At 66.6% G+C, this 18,035-nt stretch carries 17 protein-coding genes and 1 pseudogene; 11 read left to right on the plus strand and 7 right to left on the minus strand.

Features of this window, described 5'->3' with window-relative positions:
• Nucleotide 1 precedes the first annotated feature (1 nt).
• The gene (locus tag ACFV6E_RS01045) at nucleotides 2–1,342 is read left to right on the plus strand and encodes a DUF3500 domain-containing protein (protein WP_385458657.1); all 1,341 of its coding nucleotides are present in this window, start codon (nucleotides 2–4) and stop codon (nucleotides 1,340–1,342) included.
• Here ACFV6E_RS01045 and ACFV6E_RS01050 read toward each other — a convergent pair whose 3' ends face one another.
• Entirely contained in the window at nucleotides 1,343–2,017 is a 675-nt protein-coding gene (locus ACFV6E_RS01050; protein ID WP_385458659.1) for a GntR family transcriptional regulator, read from the minus strand.
• A 29-nt stretch (nucleotides 2,018–2,046) separates the two neighbouring features.
• On the opposite strand from ACFV6E_RS01050, the gene ACFV6E_RS01055 reads away from it, so the two are divergent.
• From ACFV6E_RS01055 to ACFV6E_RS01070, 4 genes are read left to right on the plus strand one after another with little or no spacing between them, the layout of a single operon-like run.
• Nucleotides 2,047–3,507, plus strand: coding sequence for a fumarylacetoacetate hydrolase family protein (locus ACFV6E_RS01055; protein WP_385458660.1), 1,461 nt, complete (start codon nucleotides 2,047–2,049; stop codon nucleotides 3,505–3,507).
• On the plus strand, nucleotides 3,504–4,199 hold the full coding sequence (locus tag ACFV6E_RS01060) for a GntR family transcriptional regulator (RefSeq protein WP_385458662.1): 696 nt from the start codon (nucleotides 3,504–3,506) through the stop codon (nucleotides 4,197–4,199). Before ACFV6E_RS01055 ends, ACFV6E_RS01060 begins: the two co-directional genes overlap by 4 nt.
• The gene (locus ACFV6E_RS01065; protein WP_385458664.1) at nucleotides 4,200–4,985 is read left to right on the plus strand and encodes a fumarylacetoacetate hydrolase family protein; all 786 of its coding nucleotides are present in this window, start codon (nucleotides 4,200–4,202) and stop codon (nucleotides 4,983–4,985) included.
• Nucleotides 4,986–4,993: 8 nt separating this feature from the next.
• Nucleotides 4,994–5,767 carry an aldolase/citrate lyase family protein gene (locus tag ACFV6E_RS01070; RefSeq protein ID WP_385458666.1) on the plus strand — a complete coding sequence of 258 codons (774 nt, stop codon included), beginning with the start codon at nucleotides 4,994–4,996 and terminating at the stop codon, nucleotides 5,765–5,767.
• Between the two features lie 589 nt (nucleotides 5,768–6,356).
• On the opposite strand, the gene ACFV6E_RS01075 is transcribed toward ACFV6E_RS01070, so the two are convergent.
• Entirely contained in the window at nucleotides 6,357–7,256 is a 900-nt protein-coding gene (locus ACFV6E_RS01075; protein WP_385458668.1) for a LacI family DNA-binding transcriptional regulator, read from the minus strand.
• Nucleotides 7,257–7,953: 697 nt separating this feature from the next.
• Here ACFV6E_RS01075 and ACFV6E_RS01080 point away from each other — a divergent pair.
• The 3 genes and pseudogenes from ACFV6E_RS01080 to ACFV6E_RS01090 all read left to right on the plus strand — a co-directional run.
• Nucleotides 7,954–8,106: pseudogene (locus ACFV6E_RS01080) on the plus strand (MFS transporter); the annotation flags it as partial.
• Nucleotides 8,107–8,200: 94 nt separating this feature from the next.
• Nucleotides 8,201–8,572, plus strand: coding sequence for a hypothetical protein (locus ACFV6E_RS01085; protein WP_385458749.1), 372 nt, complete (start codon nucleotides 8,201–8,203; stop codon nucleotides 8,570–8,572).
• 102 nt (nucleotides 8,573–8,674) lie between these two features.
• Nucleotides 8,675–9,346, plus strand: a complete 672-nt coding sequence (locus ACFV6E_RS01090; protein ID WP_385458670.1) for a VOC family protein — start codon at nucleotides 8,675–8,677, stop codon at nucleotides 9,344–9,346.
• 323 nt (nucleotides 9,347–9,669) lie between these two features.
• Here the strand turns inward: ACFV6E_RS01090 and ACFV6E_RS01095 are convergent, their stop codons facing one another.
• The 4 genes from ACFV6E_RS01095 to ACFV6E_RS01110 form a co-directional block, all read right to left on the minus strand.
• The gene (locus tag ACFV6E_RS01095) at nucleotides 9,670–10,995 is read right to left on the minus strand and encodes a cation:dicarboxylate symporter family transporter (RefSeq protein WP_385458672.1); all 1,326 of its coding nucleotides are present in this window, start codon (nucleotides 10,993–10,995) and stop codon (nucleotides 9,670–9,672) included.
• Nucleotides 10,996–11,060: 65 nt separating this feature from the next.
• Nucleotides 11,061–11,957, minus strand: a complete 897-nt coding sequence (locus tag ACFV6E_RS01100) for a hypothetical protein (protein ID WP_385458674.1) — start codon at nucleotides 11,955–11,957, stop codon at nucleotides 11,061–11,063.
• The gene (locus ACFV6E_RS01105) at nucleotides 11,950–12,816 is read right to left on the minus strand and encodes an amidohydrolase family protein (protein WP_385458676.1); all 867 of its coding nucleotides are present in this window, start codon (nucleotides 12,814–12,816) and stop codon (nucleotides 11,950–11,952) included. Before ACFV6E_RS01105 ends, ACFV6E_RS01100 begins: the two co-directional genes overlap by 8 nt.
• Before the next feature lie 54 nt (nucleotides 12,817–12,870).
• Nucleotides 12,871–13,893, minus strand: coding sequence for an amidohydrolase family protein (locus tag ACFV6E_RS01110; protein ID WP_385458678.1), 1,023 nt, complete (start codon nucleotides 13,891–13,893; stop codon nucleotides 12,871–12,873).
• Nucleotides 13,894–14,161: 268 nt separating this feature from the next.
• Between ACFV6E_RS01110 and ACFV6E_RS01115 the strand changes: the two genes are divergently transcribed.
• Entirely contained in the window at nucleotides 14,162–14,827 is a 666-nt protein-coding gene (locus ACFV6E_RS01115; protein ID WP_385458680.1) for a GntR family transcriptional regulator, read from the plus strand.
• A 199-nt stretch (nucleotides 14,828–15,026) separates the two neighbouring features.
• Here the strand turns inward: ACFV6E_RS01115 and ACFV6E_RS01120 are convergent, their stop codons facing one another.
• On the minus strand, nucleotides 15,027–16,022 hold the full coding sequence (locus ACFV6E_RS01120; RefSeq protein ID WP_385458682.1) for an Lrp/AsnC family transcriptional regulator: 996 nt from the start codon (nucleotides 16,020–16,022) through the stop codon (nucleotides 15,027–15,029).
• Nucleotides 16,023–16,232: 210 nt separating this feature from the next.
• Between ACFV6E_RS01120 and ACFV6E_RS01125 the strand changes: the two genes are divergently transcribed.
• Entirely contained in the window at nucleotides 16,233–16,553 is a 321-nt protein-coding gene (locus tag ACFV6E_RS01125) for a hypothetical protein (protein ID WP_385458684.1), read from the plus strand.
• An 86-nt stretch (nucleotides 16,554–16,639) separates the two neighbouring features.
• On the plus strand, nucleotides 16,640–18,004 hold the full coding sequence (locus tag ACFV6E_RS01130) for an aminomethyl transferase family protein (RefSeq protein WP_385458686.1): 1,365 nt from the start codon (nucleotides 16,640–16,642) through the stop codon (nucleotides 18,002–18,004).
• Nucleotides 18,005–18,035: the final 31 nt, after the last annotated feature.

An 18,035-nucleotide genomic window follows, 5' to 3' on the forward strand; every position in this document is an offset into this window, starting at 1 on the left:
CGTGAGCCCGCATGAGCGTCAAGGCGACCCGGCCGACCAGACACCGGGCGGCCCCGCCGACCAGGACATCGACGGCTTTTTCTCGACCGCACGTGTCTCCGCACGGCAGGAAGCGGTCGGGCTGCCCACCGACAGCTACAACCGCTACCTGTTCGACCTCGACGACCCCAAGCTCGCCGAGGTCCGGGGCATGGACTACGAGGAGTTCGCGCAGGATCGCTACAAGGCACCGTTCCTGCAGGACCTGCTCGCCGTCTGGCAGTCGATGTACGACGAGCCGTTCACGGGCATCACAACCGACGGAACCGTCCGGCAGGGCCTGTACGAACTGCCGGACGATCCCCTCGTCGACGATGCGCCGCAGCGGGCGGCGGACCATCTGCTGTCCACTCTCACCGAGGCCGAGAGGCAGTCTGTCGCCTATCCGGTGACGGCTCGGGAGTGGCGTGCTTGGAGCAATCCCGAATTCGTCATCCACCGAGTCGGCTTGCGGCTGGAGGATCTCGCCACCGAGAAGGTGGCGGCGATCCTCGATGTGGTGCGGGCCTCGCTGAGCCCGGAGGGCTATGAGCGGGTTACTGCGGCGATGGAGCTCAACGCGGTACTCGGCCACTTGGTGGACCTGCCGACCGTGATGAACGCCGGCAGCTATTGGTTCTCGGTGTTCGGGCAGCCGGATCGGCGCGAGCCCTGGGGCTGGCAGCTCTTCGGGCATCACGTCGCCGTCAACTTCGTCTCTGTGGGAGGCCGGCACGTCATCGCTCCGGTCTTCCTCGGCGCGGAGCCTGCCTTGAGCGATACCCAGCCGCCGCTCTTCGCCGCCCGCGAGGCGACAGCTCTTGAACTGGTGGGATCACTGACCGACAGCCAGCGAGACAGCGCCGTTGTCTACGCGTCGGTCCTCGATCCTCAGATGCCAGAAGGCCGGCTGCACCCGGCCGACGAGCGCCATGTAGCGGGTGCCTTCCAGGACAATCGGGTCATTCCCTACGAAGGAGTCCAGGGCGCCGATCTCAACAGCACCCAGCGCGGCCTGCTGCGCACCGTGGTCGAAGACTTCTTGTTGCTACTCAAAGACAGCCAGCGCACCGCGACCCTGGCGCAGTACGACGCCCACATGGAGGACACGTGGTTCTCCTGGTACGGCGCCACCGACGGCTCCCAGCCGTTCTACTTTCGAATACAGAGCCCGGTGATCATCGCCGAACTCGATCACCACGCCGGAGTGTGGCTCAACAACCGGCTGCCCGCGCGGTTCCACGTGCACACCACGCTGCGGCACCCGAACGGCAATGACTACGGCCGTGCATTGATCACCCGCTGGAACCAGCAAGTGAAGTGATCAGCCGTGGACACGCCCGTTCCCGTCTTGGCGGACCTCTGCTTCGTACTGGGTCACCGCTTCCACAGTCCGCAGCTCATGCTTCCGGGCAGCCGTTTCGATGGCGTCGGGATCGGCTTCGGACTCGATGAGGGTGAGGAGTTCATCGTGCTCAGTCAACGACGCCTCGGCTCGTCCGGGCGCGTACCAGTAAGCCGACTTGCGGATCACTTCGAGTCGCGCCCACTCACTGCACACCATGTTGACGAGCCGCTGGTCTCCCGCACGGGAGGCCAGCAACTCATGGAACGCACGGTTAAGACGGCCGAACTCAGCCGGGTCAAAAGCGGCGAGCGCCTCGCTCATACGCCGGTTGAGGTCACGTGCAGTGTCCAGGTCGTCCGGCGACAGGTGCGGGGCCGACAGTGCAGTTGCGTAGCCACCGATGCGGGCCAGCAGGCTCAGTCCCTGCTGCCAGGCGTCGGTGTCGAATGTACGCACCAGCGCTCCGACGTTCGGAACGATCTCGACCCAGCCTTCGGCCTCCAGGCGGCGCAACGACTCGCGCCACGGCACGGAGCTAATGCCGTGTTCACGCACGAGCTGATCGATGACCAAGCGATGGCCAGGCCCGTAGGTTCCGTCCATGATCCGCTCTTTGAGGATCTGGAAGGACTGCTCGGCTTTGCTCTGCATGCGACAGATACTACTGAGAGGAGCACACGGTGAACGGCGCCGGGCAGGTGGGCCGCTGGGAGGAAGCGCAGCGCCCAGGAAAGATCATCGCGGTCCACACCAACTACACCTCGCGCGTGGCCATGGGCGGCACGCCGCCCGCGCATCCTTCCTACTTCCTCAAGCCTTCCAGCTCAGTGGCTGCTTCCGGCGGTGAGGTCGAGCGGCCAGCGGGCACCGGATACCTGACGTGCGAAGGAGAGATAGCTCTGGTCATCGGAGCAAATGCACGCCGTGTCAGCCGCGAGGATGCCTGGGCGCACGTGGGTTGGGTGTGCGCGGCCAACGATCTGGGCGTGATGGAGCTGCGGGCTCAGGACGGCGGGTCCAATCTTCGGTCCAAGGGCGGTGACGGCTTCACTCCCCTCGGCCCTGAACTGATCGACGCACGCACGGTCGATCCAGCCTCCCTGCGTGTGCGGACCTGGGTCAATGGGGAACTCACCCAGGAGGACACCAGCGCAAGAATGATCTTCCCGCTGGAGCAGCTCATCGCGGATCTCACTCAGCATGTGACGCTCGAACCCGGCGACATCATCCTCACCGGCACCCCGGGCGGCTCACGGGTGCTGGCTCCCGGCGACGTCGTCGAGGTCGAGGTGGATGCTCCAGACGCTCCAGGGGCGCCGACGTCTCAGCGGCTGCGCACCACTGTGGCCGCCGGGCAGGTGCCCTTCAACCCCGAGCTCGGGGCGCTGCCGGAGCCGTTCGACGCCGAACTCGGATCAGTGCCGCAGCCGGCCGCCGCCCACACGTTGCTCAGCGCGGAGCTGCGCGACAAGCTCAGCCGCACGCCCGTGGCCGGACTGTCGGCACAGCTCCGCAAGCGGGGGTTGAACAACGTGTCACTGGACGGCCTGGCCCCCCTGACCGCCGGCAGCAAGATTGTCGGCACGGCCCGCACGCTGCGGTTTGTCCCCAATCGTGAGGATCTGTTCGCGTCGCATGGCGGTGGCTACAACGCTCAGAAGCGAACCTTCGACGCTGTGACACCCGGCGAGGTCGTGGTCATCGAGGCGCGCGGGGAGCAGGGATCGGCCACCTTGGGTGACGTCCTTGCTCTTCGCGCGCACGTCCGCGGTGCTGCCGGCATTGTGACCGACGGCGGCGTGCGTGACGCCGAAGCGGTCGCGGCCATCGGTATCCCCGTCTTCAGCGCCGGCAGCCACCCTGCCGTGCTGGGCCGCCGCCACGTGCCCTGGGATCACGATCTGACCATCGCCTGCGGCGGGGCAACAGTCCAACCTGGCGACGTTATCGTCGCCGACACCGACGGCATCGTCGTGATCCCTCCCGCGCTCGCAGACGAGGTCGCCGATGCGGCGCTTGCCCAGGAAGACGAAGACGCCTGGATCGCCGAGCAGGTAAAGGCCGGGCACGCGGTGAACGGTCTGTTCCCGATGAATGCGCAGTGGCGGGCCCGGTACACCGATTGGCAGGAACGGCAGTGAGCACGACGAGTTCGGAGAGCAAGTCGCAGCTGGCCTACCGGTGGATTCGGGAGCGGATCGCAGCGGGTGTGTTCGGCCCGGGCTACCGATTGGTCCTGAGTTCCGTGGCAACCGAGTTGTCCATGAGCGTGGTGCCGGTCCGTGAGGCTGTGCGGGCTCTGACCGCCGAAGGCTTGGTGACCTTCGAGCGCAACGTCGGCGCGCGCGTAGCCGCGGTCGACGGTGCTCAGTATCGCTTCGCCATGCAGACAATCAGCGTCCTGGAGGGGGCGGCCACGGCCTTCGCCGCTCCGTTCCTGGAACCTGACGACATCACGCAGGCCCGAAAGCTCAACGATGTGGTACGTAGCGGACTTCCGGATCTCGATCCGCGAGTCTTTCGCGAGGTCAACCAGGAACTCCATCGCACGCTGTACTCAAAGTGCCCCAACCCTCGCCTGCTCGAGAGCATTGACGCCGAGTGGCGAAGACTCGGGCACCTGCGCGGTGCGCTCTTCGACATCGCACCGGGCAGAGCCGCAGCAGCGGTCCTGGAGCATGAGGCGCTGATCGGCCTCATCGAGAGCGGTGCGGACGCTGAGGAAGTCGAGCGCGCGGCGCGCCGGCACCGCAACGGCTCCCTCAACGCCGATCTGGCCGCCCGTCACCCCGAGCTGAACGCTTGCGGTTTTGCCATCCCCGAAGGAGCGTGAATGCTGCCGTCTGACGTCATCAATGACCTGGCCGCCGAACTGTCCAAGGCGCATGAGGGGCGCTCGGTGGTGCCACGGATCACCGCTCGCCACCCGGAAGCTACAGTCGAGGACTCCTACGCCATCCAGAGCGCCTGGCGGGACAAGCAAATCGCTGCGGGACGCCGCCTGATCGGCCGCAAGATCGGTCTGACGTCAAAGGCCATGCAGGCGGCTACCGGAATCACCGAGCCCGACTACGGCATCATCCTGAAGGACACGGTTTGGGACAGTGGCGCGGTCATTCCCTTCGACGACTTCTCCAACGTGCGGATCGAAGTCGAGCTCGCCTTCCTCCTGAAGGACGCGCTTGAGGGCCCGGACTGCACGCTCCTCGATGTCCTCAGGGCCACCCGGTACGTCGTGCCGGCGCTCGAGATCCTGAACTCGCATATCGAGCTCGAGGGACGCACGATCGTTGACACGATCGCAGACAACGCGGCCTACGGTGGTGTGGTGGTCGGCGGCAATGCCGTTCCGCCGGAGGCGGTGGACCTGCGTTGGATCGCAGCCCTTCTGCACCGCAACGAGACCATCGAAGAGAGCGGCGTTGCTGCCGCAGTCCTGGGCCATCCGGCCAACGGTGTCGCGTGGCTGGCCAACAAGCTGCATCAGCACGGTGGACGGCTGGAAGCCGGAGAGCTCATTCTCGCGGGTTCCTTCACCAGGCCGATGTGGGTATCGCGCGGTGACGTTGTTCTGTGTGACTACGGACAGATGGGAACAATCTCGTGCCGCTTCGAATGAGGCCGACCATGCGCGACAGCCTGGCGTCGGCGACACGGCCCCTCACCGGCATGTGGGTGTGCAGCGGCAGTCCACTGGTTGCCGAGATCTGTGCGGGCGGTGGGCTCGACTGGCTGCTGATCGACATGGAGCACGCCCCCAACGGGCTGGAATCAGTACTCTCCCAGCTGCAGGCGGTCGCGGCCTACCCAGTCGATCCGGTCGTACGGGTCCCCAGCGACGACCCTGTCGTGATCAAGCAGGTTCTGGACCTTGGGGCGCGCACCATTCTCGTCCCGATGGTCTCCTCCGCCGACCAGGCCCGAGAGGTGGTCGCGGCCGCCCATTATCCGCCACGTGGCCGCCGCGGAGTGGGTTCGGCCCTCTCGCGCTCGGCCCGATGGAACCGCGTCGACAACTACTTGGCCGAGGCCGCCGAGCATGTGTCGGTGCTGGTCCAGGTCGAAACTACGGAAGCTGTAGCGGTCGCCGCCGAGATCGCCTCTGTGGACGGAGTCGACGGGATATTCGTCGGCCCCTCTGATCTGGCGGCCTCAATGGGCCTGATCGGACAACAGACCCACCCCGCAGTGATGGCTGCGGTGCACGATGCAATCGCCGACGTAAGGGCCAGCGGCACTCCCGCCGGCGTCAACGCCTTCGACCCTGTCGCCGCAGACGCCTACATACAGACGGGCGCAAACTTCGTACTCGTCGGTGCCGATGTCGCTGTCCTGGCCCGCGCATCCGAGTCCCTTGCTGCGCGCTTCATCCCGAATCCACCGCCGGAAAAGCGGCCCTGAACGCGGTCTTCGGGAGTCAAGAACCTCTGTCATTCAGGTCAATCGACCTACGAAGACAGCATGTACAGCAGAGAACAGACCACCGGCCCTCGCGGCGGTAGGGGCTTCTGCCCCTACCGCCGCGAGGGCCGGCCCAGGTTTCGGTCACGGCCGGTCACAGCCACGGGCCCACCGCTCCTCTCCATCGGCACGAGGAGCACCAGCACCAAAACAGCGCATGGTTCGACGATTCGACCGGACGCCTCACAGCGGCTGGGGCATCGGCATAAGTCAGGACGGATGGGTGACGGCCCTCCAAGTCGATCTGCGTCCCGGTGCATTGCAGAAGCTGAGCAAGGCCGCCACGAAACATGGCCACGGTGCTGGCGGCTGGTTCTTCTACGCCTCGGTGCACTGGGCCTCGAACTGGCCGCTCATCGCGGACTCCGACGCCGGCCAGGCGCTTCCGGTGCCCTGTGATCACACCAGCACGGCAGGTCCACTGGACGCCGCGCCCACTCAAGTTCTGTCACGCGTTTGCTCCACGGCAGCGGCTCCAGCCCGTTGGCGGCAGCCGTGCTGCCTTGGTCGGGCTGCGCGCGAGTTCCGGTCAGGCGGACTGACGGACGACGACGCGGGCAGGTGGCGGGCGGAGATTACCTGCGCCGAGATCGAGGGAGAGGCGGGCGCTGAGACGTCCATGGGACTCGGCGTCCACGTAGATGGTGGTAAGCGCAGGGTTGCTGAACGCGCCGTACCCGTTGTCGTCGAAGCCGATCACGGCCACGTCGTCCGGCACTCGTCGGCCGAGATCGTGAAGCGCGAGCAGGACACGCAGGGCGACGTCGTCATTGAAACCGGCGATCGCGGTCACCTCGGGCTGGCGTGTCAGGTACTCCGCGACGGCGTCGGCGCAGGCCGTCCGATCGGTTGGAATGACGACAGATTCAGGTCGGGGAATGCGCAGGTTGTCCGCTGCAAGCCCGCTGAACCTTATGCGGGTTGCCACCAACGGGGAATCGCGATCGGACAGTGCCAGGGCGATGCGGGTGTGTCCGCTGTGCACCAGATGGCGGATTTGAAGAGCCGTGTGGGCAGCGAGGCCGTCGCGCCATCCGCCGCCGCTGTCGTTGAGCTCTTGTCCGGTCAGATACGTGTCGCCGAAGCGGATGACGGCACGAGGCGCGATGGTGTCGAGGACCTGCTGGGTGCCCTCCGCGGTGTGGTGCCCGTGCCGCACGAGCAGGACGTACCCGTGAGCCGCCAGCTCAGCGTCGAGGCCATCGATGTAGGTGCGCGAGTAGTGGCCCTCCAGGCCCGCCTCGATGTTCAGGACAACGACACGGGATGTGCCCTCGCGCAGGGCACGAGCAACTCCGTGGGGCACGTAGCCCAGTGAGCGGGCGGCCTCTTTGACCCGGTCGCGAGTGGCAGCCGAGATCGTCTGGTGGGGGTCGTCGTTCAGGACGAAGCTCACGGTGGCGCGCGACACCCCGCTCGCCGCTGCCACGTCGCTCAGCGTGACTCTTCGGGAAGTGCCCATCAACCCCTGCCCTGCCGCGGGTCCGCACCATAGCGCTGGTGGGACGTTGTCCGTTCATTCTAGGGACCCGGCAATACGGGTCGGTACGGCTACCGCCACCGCAGCTCGCCTTTCGCGCCGTTCGGCGTGGAGCTTACTCATGACCTTGTGTCTGGCAATGTCGGATTCGAATCGCGGAGTACTTGTGGCTCGTTGGCCTGCCTGGAAAGCGCTGCGGCTCAGTGGGGCTGGAGCCGCTGAACGAGGTCCTGTCGGAACTGCCGCGGCACGATGAACGGGCCACTATCAACGATCCCGCAGGTCGACCAGACAGAAGCAAGCAGTAGTCAAGCGGTTATGTTCGCGGGCTGCGTCGAGCGGTGTCCTGTACCACCGTATGGAATACGGCCATGAGCCGCTCAGACATAGCCTCGAGGCAGTGTGTTGTGGCCGAAGGTCGATCCGACCCGGCTCCGCACGGTAGGACAAGTGCTAGCGGTGGTTTGTTGACGGCGGACCGTGGTGGTTGTACGCCCGAGGTGAGAGCCTCAACTCGCTGTGTGGTGGGGATCGAGATGACGAAGCGGTTGCCGTGTCCGCCCGCACCCGGTCCGCTGGAAGGCTCGCCGCGTCCCGCCCCGTACGTCGCTGGCTGGTGCTGGCGATCTGCTGCCTCAGTGTCGGTGTGACCGGACCCAACCTCACGATCGTCAATGCGGCGCTCCCCTCCATCAGCCGGGACCTGCACGCCTCGCTCAGCAGCCTTCAGCGGACGGTCAGCGCTTACTCCCTGACCATGGCTTGCTTGCTGCTGCTTTCCGGTTCGATGGCCGACCGTTTCGGCCGCAAGCGCGTCTTTCAGCTCGGACTGGCCGTCTTCTCCCTCGGGTCCCTCTTGTCGGGCGTTTCTCGCCATCGGTGCCCTTCTGCTCGTGCCCTTGAGCACACACACCAACAGCCTCTACCTGCTCGCCGCCTACCCCGTCTTCGGCCTCGGCACGGGCCTGGTCAGCCCGCCCATCACCAACACCGCCGTCACCGGACTGCCGCCCGACCAGGTCGGTGTCGCCGGCGCACTCACCGCCAGCGCCCGCCAGTTCGGCACCTCGATCGGCGTCGCCGTCACCGGCGCGATCGTCACCAGTTCCGGCATCGATCTCACCAGCGCCAGTCATGCCGCCTGGGCGGTATTCGCCGGTTGCGGATTTGTCGCCCTCGCCCTCGGCCTCGTCTCCACCAGCAATTGGGCCAAGGTCGCCGCCACCCGCAACAGTCGGCGCATCGCCGACGCGACCACATCCTGACTCGACCGTCATCCCGCCCGGTGCAGTGCAGTTCGCTTCGCTCAGCCTGGACCCCGTGGCGCACCACGACGGGACAACCGCAGACACCAGGTAAGGACCACCATGTTCCCTCTCGACCACCTCTGTCTCGCCGTCCGTGATCTGGACGAGGGCGTTCGCCGAGTGCACGAGGAAACAGGTCTCGCCCACTACTACGGCGGCACCTTCGCCGCCGGCATCGCCAACACGATCTTCCCGCTCGGCCAGGACGCCTACCTGGAGGTCGAGGCGGTGATGGACTCCGCAGTCGAGCAGGATGCCGGCGCCGCGCTGTTCGCTCAGGCCGTCACTGACGGCGACCGCTGGATGTTCTGGAGCCTGCGAGCCGACACACTGGAAGAACTTGAAGCGGTCGCACAGCGGCTCGGCGGCACCGTGACGCAGACTCCGGGACGCGTCCAGCCCGACGGCACCCAGCGCATCATCACCACGGCGCCTGGCCCCGACCGAGCGCTCGACACATGCTGGCGCCGCGGGCTGCCGAACTGGTTCTACCGCGAAGATCCCGCCACCAACCCCGATCGGGGACACGCGCAGCCCGGTGACCGCGGACAGGCTGTCATTCGCCTGGAAATCGGTGCCAACGCCGAAGAATTGCGCCGGCATATCGGGGCCGACACCTTCGAACGTCTGCCACTGAAGGTCGTGCCCGGTCCGCCCGGCGTACACGCGATCACCGTACTTACCGCGAACAACCGAGAGGTGAGCCTGCGTAGGGATCCCGCCATCCTATAGCGCCAACCGATGGCGAACGTGGTCGTCGTCCGGACCCCATCGTCAGCTTGGGCCCGCCTGCTATTGCTCTGCATCAGCATCGTCGTTTCCGGCCACACCCGGATTGTGGAGGGGCGTCGCGACCGAACATGCGCAGCAGGTCTTTGGCGCGGCTCCGGTTGGTGATGAGCGAATTGGCCGCCGTGAGCCTGTCCGGCCAGTTCGTGGCGATCTCCTTCAAGTTGGGAGGCCTCCGTGAGACCGTCCCTGACCGTGGCCCGGCCCGCTACGCTCCGGCCGCCCGGCCAACGCCACACGTCAGACAGCGAAGTCCCGCTGGAGTACTAGGCGGCGGTTCGGTACCCGGCGTCGAGTTCCGCGCGTAGTTTGTCCCGGTCGATGGCCTTCTCCCACTTGCCGACGACGAGGGTGGCCACGCAGTTGCCGGCGATGTTGGTGAAGACGAAGGCGGCCGAGAGGATGCTGTGCACGCCGAGGACCAGGGCGATGCTGCTGACGGGGATCGTGTGGGTCGCGCTCAGGGTCAGTGCCAGTACGGCGATTGCCGAACCGGACACTCCGGCGCCGCCCTTGGACGTGAGAAGCAGAACCAGCAGGAGGCCGAGCTGAGCCGACCAGCCCAGGTCCGCACCGGTGGCCTGGCCGAGGAAGACGCTCACTGCGGCGAAGTAGAGGCAGGTGCCGTCATGGTTGAAGCTGTAGGCCGTGGGCAGCACCAGCCCCACCACGGGTTCGTCCACGCCGAGATTCTTGAGCTTGGCCGTGAGCTGGGGGAAGACGCTCTCCGATGAGCTGGTGCCGAGCACCAGGACGAGTTCGGCGCGGAAGTAGCGCAGAAGCTTCAGCAGGCTCACTCCCGCGTACCGCGACACCGGCCACAGGACCAGTACGAAGAACAGCACCACGATCAGGTAGAACACGGCCACGAGGCGGCCGAGTGAGAGCAGGGTTCCCAGACCGTACTCGGACACCGTATAGCCGATGGCGCCGAACGCCGCCAGGGGAGCGATGCGCATTACCTTGCGGATGATCCAGAAGAGCGCCTGCTGCACCGTCGACACGATGTCGAGCACCGGCTGCGCCCTGTCTCCTACGGAAGCGAGCCCACAGGCGAAAAGTACGGAGAAGACCAGGATCTGAAGGATGCTGCTCTCGGCGAAGGCCTGGACGGCAGAGGTCGGCACGAGGCCGACGAGGAAGTCGTCGAAGCCCTCCGACTTCGCCGGCGCGGTGGCGGAGGAACTGGCGTGCAGGGACGACGGATCGATGTGCATGCCGGAGCCCGGTTTGAGCACGTTGACCACGACTAGAGCGATCACGAGGGCGATCGTGGTGATGACCTCGAAGTACACCAAGGATCTGATCGCGATGCGGCCGACCTTGCCGAGGTCACGCACGCTGGCGATGCCGTGTGTGACTGTGCAGAAGATGATCAGGCCGACGACCATCTGGATCAGGTGGATGAAGATGTCACCGAGGAACTGCACATGCTGTCCGACCGAGGGCGCCAGCGCGCCGACGAGCACGCCGAGTGCGACTCCGGCGAGCACCTGGAACGCCAGGTCGCGGTAGAACGGCGGGCGCTTCTTCGGGGCCTGCGCCGCAGAGCCGGCCTCTGCGGGGGCACTGGGGGAAGTGGTATCGCTCATCGTCCGGTTTCTCCGTTGAATTTCCGGTACCGACAGGGGAGTCGAGGGCCGTGCGCGTCAGTGCATCAGCCCGCGTCGTTTCCGAGCACCTCCCTGGCCGGTTGGAAGACTTCTTCCGGGGTGAGTCGCCGGGGCAGCAGGCCCTGGGCGAGGCAGGCGTCGATGACCGTTTCGAAGGGCTCCCGCAGCCGGTCGAAACCGAAGAGAGTGGGGTGGGGCGTGCCGTCGGAGCGCTCCACGGACGCGTCCGCGCGCCGCAGCATCGCGTAGCTCTCACGGACGGCGGCGGCGTTCTCGCGGCAGGTCGACTCGGCGACCGCCACCATGTGGTTGATCGGCATGAAGGCGTGCTGCTGCCACCACTGTTGGTCGCGGGCCGCGGCGTCGGGGAGAACGGGTACGAACTCGTTGCCTTCGGGCAGGTCGTTGCCGAGGACGGCGGCGTCGATGTGACCCTCGCGCAGCAGGTCGGGAAGGGACGCGGTGTGCGGATCGGCGGTGACGAACGCGGGGTCGGCGTACTCGGCGACGTGCGCACCCTCGCGGGTGGTCCAGCGGATGTCCTGCGCGGCGAGGCCGTAGTCCTCGGCGAGATGGGCGCGCACCCACATTCCGGTGGTCTGCGTGTAGGACCGCACGCCGATGCGCTTTCCCTTGAGGTCCTCGGGCCGCACGGGGCGTGAGGCGTGAGTGATGAGGCACCCTCGCTGGAACCGTGCGGCCACCACGGCGGGCAGTAGTACCACCGGGCGCTCGTACGCGATGGCCTGCAGCGCGGTCACGACGGCCAGCTCGCAGAGGTCGTATGCCTCGTCGCGCACCATCGGCCCGAACGCCCGGTGGATGGGCGAGACCGGGAGGAAGTCCAGGCGCGCCCGCGTGCCGGAGACGGTGCCGTTCTTCAGCGGGACCGTGTGCGGGTAGTCGCCCAGGACGGTACGGAGCACGGGGAGCTCAGCCACGGGATCCCCCCACCGTCGCGATGCGAGAGTAGAACGCCGCGGTCGTTCCGCCGAAGATGAGCTTCTGGTCGGCCTTCGGCAGATGCGATGCAGCGTCGCGGGCCTGGGCGAGAAGCTCTGCCGGGGTGCCCTGTGCCGCGGGGAAGTTGGAGCCCCACGCGATGCGGTCCGCGCCGAAGGCCGCGACCAGGTCCGCCAGGAATTCGGCGGGGTCGGAGGCGCCCTGTGCCGCCGCGTCCAGCGCCCGGTGGGTGAGCTTGAGATGGACACCGGGGTGGGCGGCGATGTCGAAGAGTTCCGCGGCGAGCCGGTAGGGCCGGCCGTCGGACAGGTCGGGGCGGGCGCAATGGTCCAGCAGTACCCGAACTCCCGGGAACCGTTCCAGCAGCCCCCGCAGCGCTGGCAGCCCTTGGATCGTCATCTGCAGGCAGACCGGTATGTCCTGCTCCTCGGCGTAGGCCCAGGCGGGATACGAGTCCTCATGGCCGAGCCAGTCCGCCTGGCCGGGCATGGTGGTGCCGGTGGTGAACAGCCGGAACCCGGAGAGACCCTCGGCCTGCCACTGCTTGATGTGCTCGACGGCATCCGGCGCCAGGGCGTCGATCGAGTACACGCCGATGAAGCGGTCCGGGTGGGCCCGCACCGCCTCGACGACGTAACGGTTGTCGTGGCCGTACACGGTCGACGCCTGCACCACGACCGCCCTGGCGATTCCGGCACCGTCCAGTGCCCGGACGAGCCCGTCGATGTCCACGGGGCGGGCCTGTGACCATTCCGACCGGCGCCCGCCGATCGGGGTGGCCGGATAGCGCTCGGTGTCGGCCGATATGACGTGGGTGTGATTGTCGATCACCAACATGAAAGTGCCATGTCCTTTGCGATTGCTGTGGAGCTGCCGCGCTGTACGCGCAACTCAGAGGCCGGCCGTGCGCAGGCGCGCGTCGAGCCGGGGATAGACGGTGCGGGCGTTGCCCTCCTCGATCGCCGCGAGGTCCGCGGGGGAGAGGCCTGCCTGTTCGATGTAGCGGCGGGTGTCGTCGAAGTGGTGATCGGTGTCCGGGTCGACGCCACGTACCGCGCCGATCATTTCGGAGGCGAACAGTACATTCGCGTACGGCATCACCTTGAGCAGCAGGTCGATGCCGGGCTGGTGGTAGACGCAGGTGTCGAAGAAGACGTTGTTCAGCAGATGCTCGGTCAGCTCCGGCTTGCCGAGTGCCTGCGCCAGGCCGCGGAACCGTCCCCAGTGGTAGGGCACCGCGCCGCCCCCGTGCGGAATGACCAGCCGCAGGGTGGGGAAGTCGGCGAACAGGTCGCCCTGGATCAGCTGCATGACGCTGGTGGTGTCCGCGTTGAGGTAGTGCGCACCGGTGGTGTGGAACGCCGGGTTGTCACTGGTGCTCACGTGGACCATCACCGGCACGTCGAGTTCGACGATCTTCTCGTAGAGCGGGTACCAGGAGCGATCGGTGAGCGGCGGCGCGGTCCAGTGGCCGCCGGAGGGATCGGGATTGAGGTTGACCGCGACGGCGCCCAGTTCCTCGACCGCGCGGGTCAGTTCGGGTATGCAGGACGCCGGGTCGGCGCCGGGCGACTGGGGGAGCATCGCGGCGGGGGCGAACCGCTCGGGGAACAGCTCGGCGACGCGGGCGCACAGGTCGTTGCAGATCCGCGCCCAGTCCGCCGAGACACCGAAGTCGCCGATGTGGTGAGCCATGAACGAGGCGCGCGGGGAGAAGACCGTCACGTCGATGCCGCGCTCGTCCATCAGGCGCAACTGGTTGGGCTCGATGGTCTCCCGGATCTCGTCGTCGCCGATCCGCAGATCCGCGTGGTGCGGAGCATCACCGCCGGTCAGGGCTTGAATCTGACGCTCGCGCCACGCGCCCAGCGCCGGGGGCGCGGTCGTGTAGTGGCCGTGGCAATCGATGATCACTGCCGGTCTCCTTCGCTTGTCCGCCGCCTCCACAGCACTCGGAGTACGTATGAAGCGGGACGCTAATCGGCCGTCGCAGCCATGGTCAATCATTTTGGTGACAATATTTTCAGCGATCCTGCCGAAGGTCTGGCCTGGCCCGGGTTCTTGCTGGATAGATTTGCAAAATATTTGCTCAAAATATCGCTGATGATAGAGTCGGCCGGAGCGACGGCGGTCCGCAGGCGGGATCCCGGCGGAGGATCGGTGAGAGAGGGGCCAGCAGCAGGTGACCAGTACGCAGATCAAGGGGGCGGCTGCGCGGCTTCACGTCAGCACGCACATTCGGCAAGCCCTATGGGCCGGTGACCTGCTGCCGGGCCAGCGCCTCGTCGTGCAGGACCTTGCGGATCAGCTGGGGGTGACCCGCAGTTCCGTGCGCGAAGCCCTCTTCGACCTGGCCTCCGACGACCTGGTGGACTTGGTGCCCAACCGCGGTGCCAGCGTCAGGGTCGTCTCCGTCGACGAGGCCGTCCAGATCACCGAGTGCCGCTCCGTGCTGGAGCGCCTGTGCGCACGCAAGGCGGCCGAGCACGCGAACGAGGCGCAGCGCGCCGAGCTGACCGAGATCGGTGGACAACTGCGGGCGGCGGTGGCGGCAGAGGACATCCACGCCTACTCCGCGCTCAACCGCAAACTGCACGACCTCGTCATCGAGTTCAGCGGCCAGGCGATCGCCAAGCGCCAGCTGGAGCGGCTCAACGTACAGATGGTGCGTTTCCAGTTCCGCCTCGCACTCCGGTCCGGGCGCCCGCAGGAGTCCCTGCCTCAGCTGCTGGCAATCATCGACGCGATCACCGTCGGCGATCCCGATGCCGCGGACGCGGCCGCCGAGGCACAACTCGCCAGTGTGATCGACCAGTTGCGGATGACCGAGAGGCTTCCGATGGTCTGAGCGGACATGTCAGGCTGTGACGGGTGGCAACATGAGCGACTTGAGCCATCCCTGTTCTCCTGGAGCAGGCTTATCGAAATGGATATGAGGTGCGGGAGCGCCAACATTGCGCCGACCGGACAGACACCCGCAGTTGCTCCGCCACCCGCTCCTCAGCGTGTGTTCCAGCGGGCAGACTCTCTGTTCAGACCGCTTCCTGTCAGACGTGTGCCGGGTTGATGAGACGGCCGTGGCGGATGAGGGACGCGCCCTGCTTGAGGCGGCGCACCCGGATGCTGATCTCGTAACCCTTGATGCCGTCGACGCGGGCGAGTCGACCTGTGAGATAGCGGTAGAAGTCCGGCGTGTTTCGGGCGACGACGACGGCCATGATGTTGTGCTGGCCGCTCATGGCGCCGGCGAAGGCGCACTCGTCGTGTCGGCTGATCTCCTCGCCGACCCGGTGCAGGTCGGCCAGGTGTACCTGGATCCAGAGCGTGGCGTTTAGCTCGTAACCGAGTCGTTCGGGAAGGGCGTCGACGATATAGGTGACGGTGCCTGCGGACTCGAGGGCTTCTAGCCTGCGTGCGACACGGGGCTTGGACCACCCTGTGAGTTCCGCGAGACGGGTCTGGGACACACGGCCGTCATCCGCCAGCGCAGTGAGGAACTGCGCGTCTTCTGAGGTCGGGACGACGGCAGGTCCTGCAGGGGCGGTTCTTTCCGTGGTGAGCTGTCGCACCTGCTCAGGGGTGAGGGAAGCCTCGTGGCCGGTCCAGCCAGCGGTCCCAGGGGCGCTGCTGAAGGAGTGGACGAGCAGGTCGACGCTGACGCTGAGGACGGGCGGGACCTGTGGCAGCCGACTCAGGAGCATCTCGTCTCGCTGCTCGCCGCTGGGCGAACGGACGATGCAGATGATCTCGGAACCGCCGGAGGCGATGTTGGCGTAGGTGATCTCGGCCCTGTGGGCGAGCGAGTCCGCGAGGGGACCGACCCGGCCGGGCCGGCAGCGCAGGCGTGCGACCCACTCGGCCTGACCGTGCACCGCCGGGCTCACTCGACCGACCACGCGCAGTAGGCCGTCGCGGCGCAGGGCGTTGTAGCGGCGGGCCACCGTCTGTTCGGACGCACCGATCACCTCGCTGATGCGGCGAAAGGACACACGGGGGGCACAGCGGAGGCAATGGATGATTTTCCTGTCCAGGTCGTCCGTCATGGAGGAATAGTCACATGCACTTGCACTGTGTTGGAAATTCGATGACGTAATGCGCCGTCACGCTGGTGAACCTGTCTGGTAAGAGCAAAGCTAGCGGGCGACTTCGTCATAGGACAGATCGGCAAGCGGGCTCGAAGGGCCTTCGGGCGTGCCCCTCCTCCCCTGGAAGCCGCTGATAGCGGCCTTCCGAGCTGCTGAAGGAATGACTTCATGATCCATACCGCCCTTCATGAACCCGGGCTCGGACGTGCTGCAACACTCGGCAAGGCGTGTCTGAAGGTGTTCGTCGTCCTCACTGCGTGGGTGAGTCTGCCGGTGGCCCAGCAGGCGAGGGATGCCTCTATGGCGCAGTTGTCGTGGGGAACAGACGTGTTCGTTCTGCCCATGGCCGCTCTGATCCTGGCCACCGGCTTCATTGATGACGCGCACGGCTTCGAACAGGTAGACCTCGAGCAGAACGTCGTACACGTCACCCACGCGCAGGGCTGCGCCCACCTGATGCGCCGCGGCGCACGACGGCTCCAGCTGTGAGCCGACGTACCCCCTCAACACGGCGTGCCGAACTCGGACGCAACTGGCACAGCATCAGAGACCCACACCAGAACTGGAGCCGAACCATGAGCATCGCTGACAGGCAGCGCGCCGCGTACGAAGCCATTGCGGCGAGCGGCGCCGACGCACCGTTCCTAACCGAGCGGCCCGCACTGTTCAGCCCGGCCGCCGCAGCCCAGGACATCCTGAATGTCCGAGGCACCTACGGCCGATTCGCACAAATCCTGCTGCCCATGGAGTACAGCCACTGGACCGAAGAAGCCACTGCCCACGTCAGGTCCTGTTACCTCGGCGACTGGACCTCCCTGCACAAGGTTCGCCTTCGTGGACCGCAAGCCTTCGCGTTTCTAGGCCAGTTGGGCATGCGCGACCTCTCTCGCTTCGAGACCGGCCAGATCAAGCATCACGTGCAGCTCGATGAAAATGGCTATGTCGCCTCCGAAGGAGTCCTCACCCGCACCAGCGAGCAGGAATTCGTCTATACGGCGGGCAGCTGTGACTGGCTGCTGTGGCAGCTCTCTCAAGGCGAATGGGACGCCGAGGCCACCGATATCAGCGCCGAGCGCTTCATCTTTGGCGTCCAGGGCCCACACTCCCTGCGGGTCCTGGAAACGGCCACCGGTGAAAACCTGCGTGACATCGGCTTCAGCCGCGGTCGACCCACCCAGGTCGCGGGTATCCCCCTTGCCATCATGCGCACGGGTATCTCCGGCGAACTCGGTTACGAACTGCACGGGGCCACCGACGACGCCGAGGCGGTCTGGACCGCCGTCCTGGCCGCTGGCGAAGAGCACGGCATCCATCAACTCGGCTTCCGCTCCCAGCCGGTACAGCACATCGAGGCCGGCATCGCCACCAACGGGCTCGACTACCTCCCCGCATCCATACTCACCCCCGGCGCCCCTCGCCAGTTCCGCCGCGGAACCCCAGGAGGCAGCTTTGTCCCGGCGAACGGCATCACCGACTACTTCCGCACCCCTGATGAACTCGGCTGGGGCTTCCGCAATGGTCTCCCCGACCGCCAGTTCGTCGGCCGTGACGCCCTCGCTGCGCAAGCTGCACGGGGTGGACCCTCGCGTGTGTTGGTTGGCTTGGTGTGGAACGCTGAGGACGTCGCCGACGTCCTCACCTCCCTCTGCCGGGACGGCGAATTGCCCGACCAGATGGACATTCCGCGCAACCTCGGCCCTCACTTCGACCAGGTCGCCATCGCTGACGCTCCTGTCGGCGTCGCCACCGGGCGCACCCTCAGCCCGACTCTCCGCGGCACCATCTCGCTCTGTGTCATCGACCGGGATCATGACTCACCCGGCACCGAGGTAGACGTAATCTGGGGTCGGCCCGGCACCCCTCAGCGGACCATCAGGGCGGTCGTTACGTCGCTCCCATTCAAACCCGATCACCGGCGCACCGACATCGCTCGTCTTTGACGGACGGAGACGTTGTCCCGAGGTTCGGCAG

The sequence above is a fragment of the Streptomyces sp. NPDC059785 genome, assembly GCF_042732375.1.
GTDB lineage: Bacteria > Actinomycetota > Actinomycetes > Streptomycetales > Streptomycetaceae > Streptomyces.

Bases quoted from the DNA above. Each gene is read 5' to 3' on its own strand.
- ACFV6E_RS01050 (WP_385458659.1), bottom strand. From the start codon at position 2,017: ATGCAGAGCAAAGCCGAGCAGTCCTTCCAGATCCTCAAAGAGCGGATC.
- ACFV6E_RS01065 (WP_385458664.1), top strand. From the start codon at position 4,200: ATGCTGCCGTCTGACGTCATCAATGACCTGGCCGCCGAACTGTCCAAG.
- ACFV6E_RS01070 (WP_385458666.1), top strand. From the start codon at position 4,994: ATGCGCGACAGCCTGGCGTCGGCGACACGGCCCCTCACCGGCATGTGG.
- ACFV6E_RS01090 (WP_385458670.1), top strand. From the start codon at position 8,675: ATGTTCCCTCTCGACCACCTCTGTCTCGCCGTCCGTGATCTGGACGAG.
- ACFV6E_RS01095 (WP_385458672.1), bottom strand. From the start codon at position 10,995: ATGAGCGATACCACTTCCCCCAGTGCCCCCGCAGAGGCCGGCTCTGCG.
- ACFV6E_RS01105 (WP_385458676.1), bottom strand. From the start codon at position 12,816: ATGTTGGTGATCGACAATCACACCCACGTCATATCGGCCGACACCGAG.
- ACFV6E_RS01120 (WP_385458682.1), bottom strand. From the start codon at position 16,022: ATGACGGACGACCTGGACAGGAAAATCATCCATTGCCTCCGCTGTGCC.
- ACFV6E_RS01125 (WP_385458684.1), top strand. From the start codon at position 16,233: ATGATCCATACCGCCCTTCATGAACCCGGGCTCGGACGTGCTGCAACA.
- ACFV6E_RS01130 (WP_385458686.1), top strand. From the start codon at position 16,640: ATGAGCATCGCTGACAGGCAGCGCGCCGCGTACGAAGCCATTGCGGCG.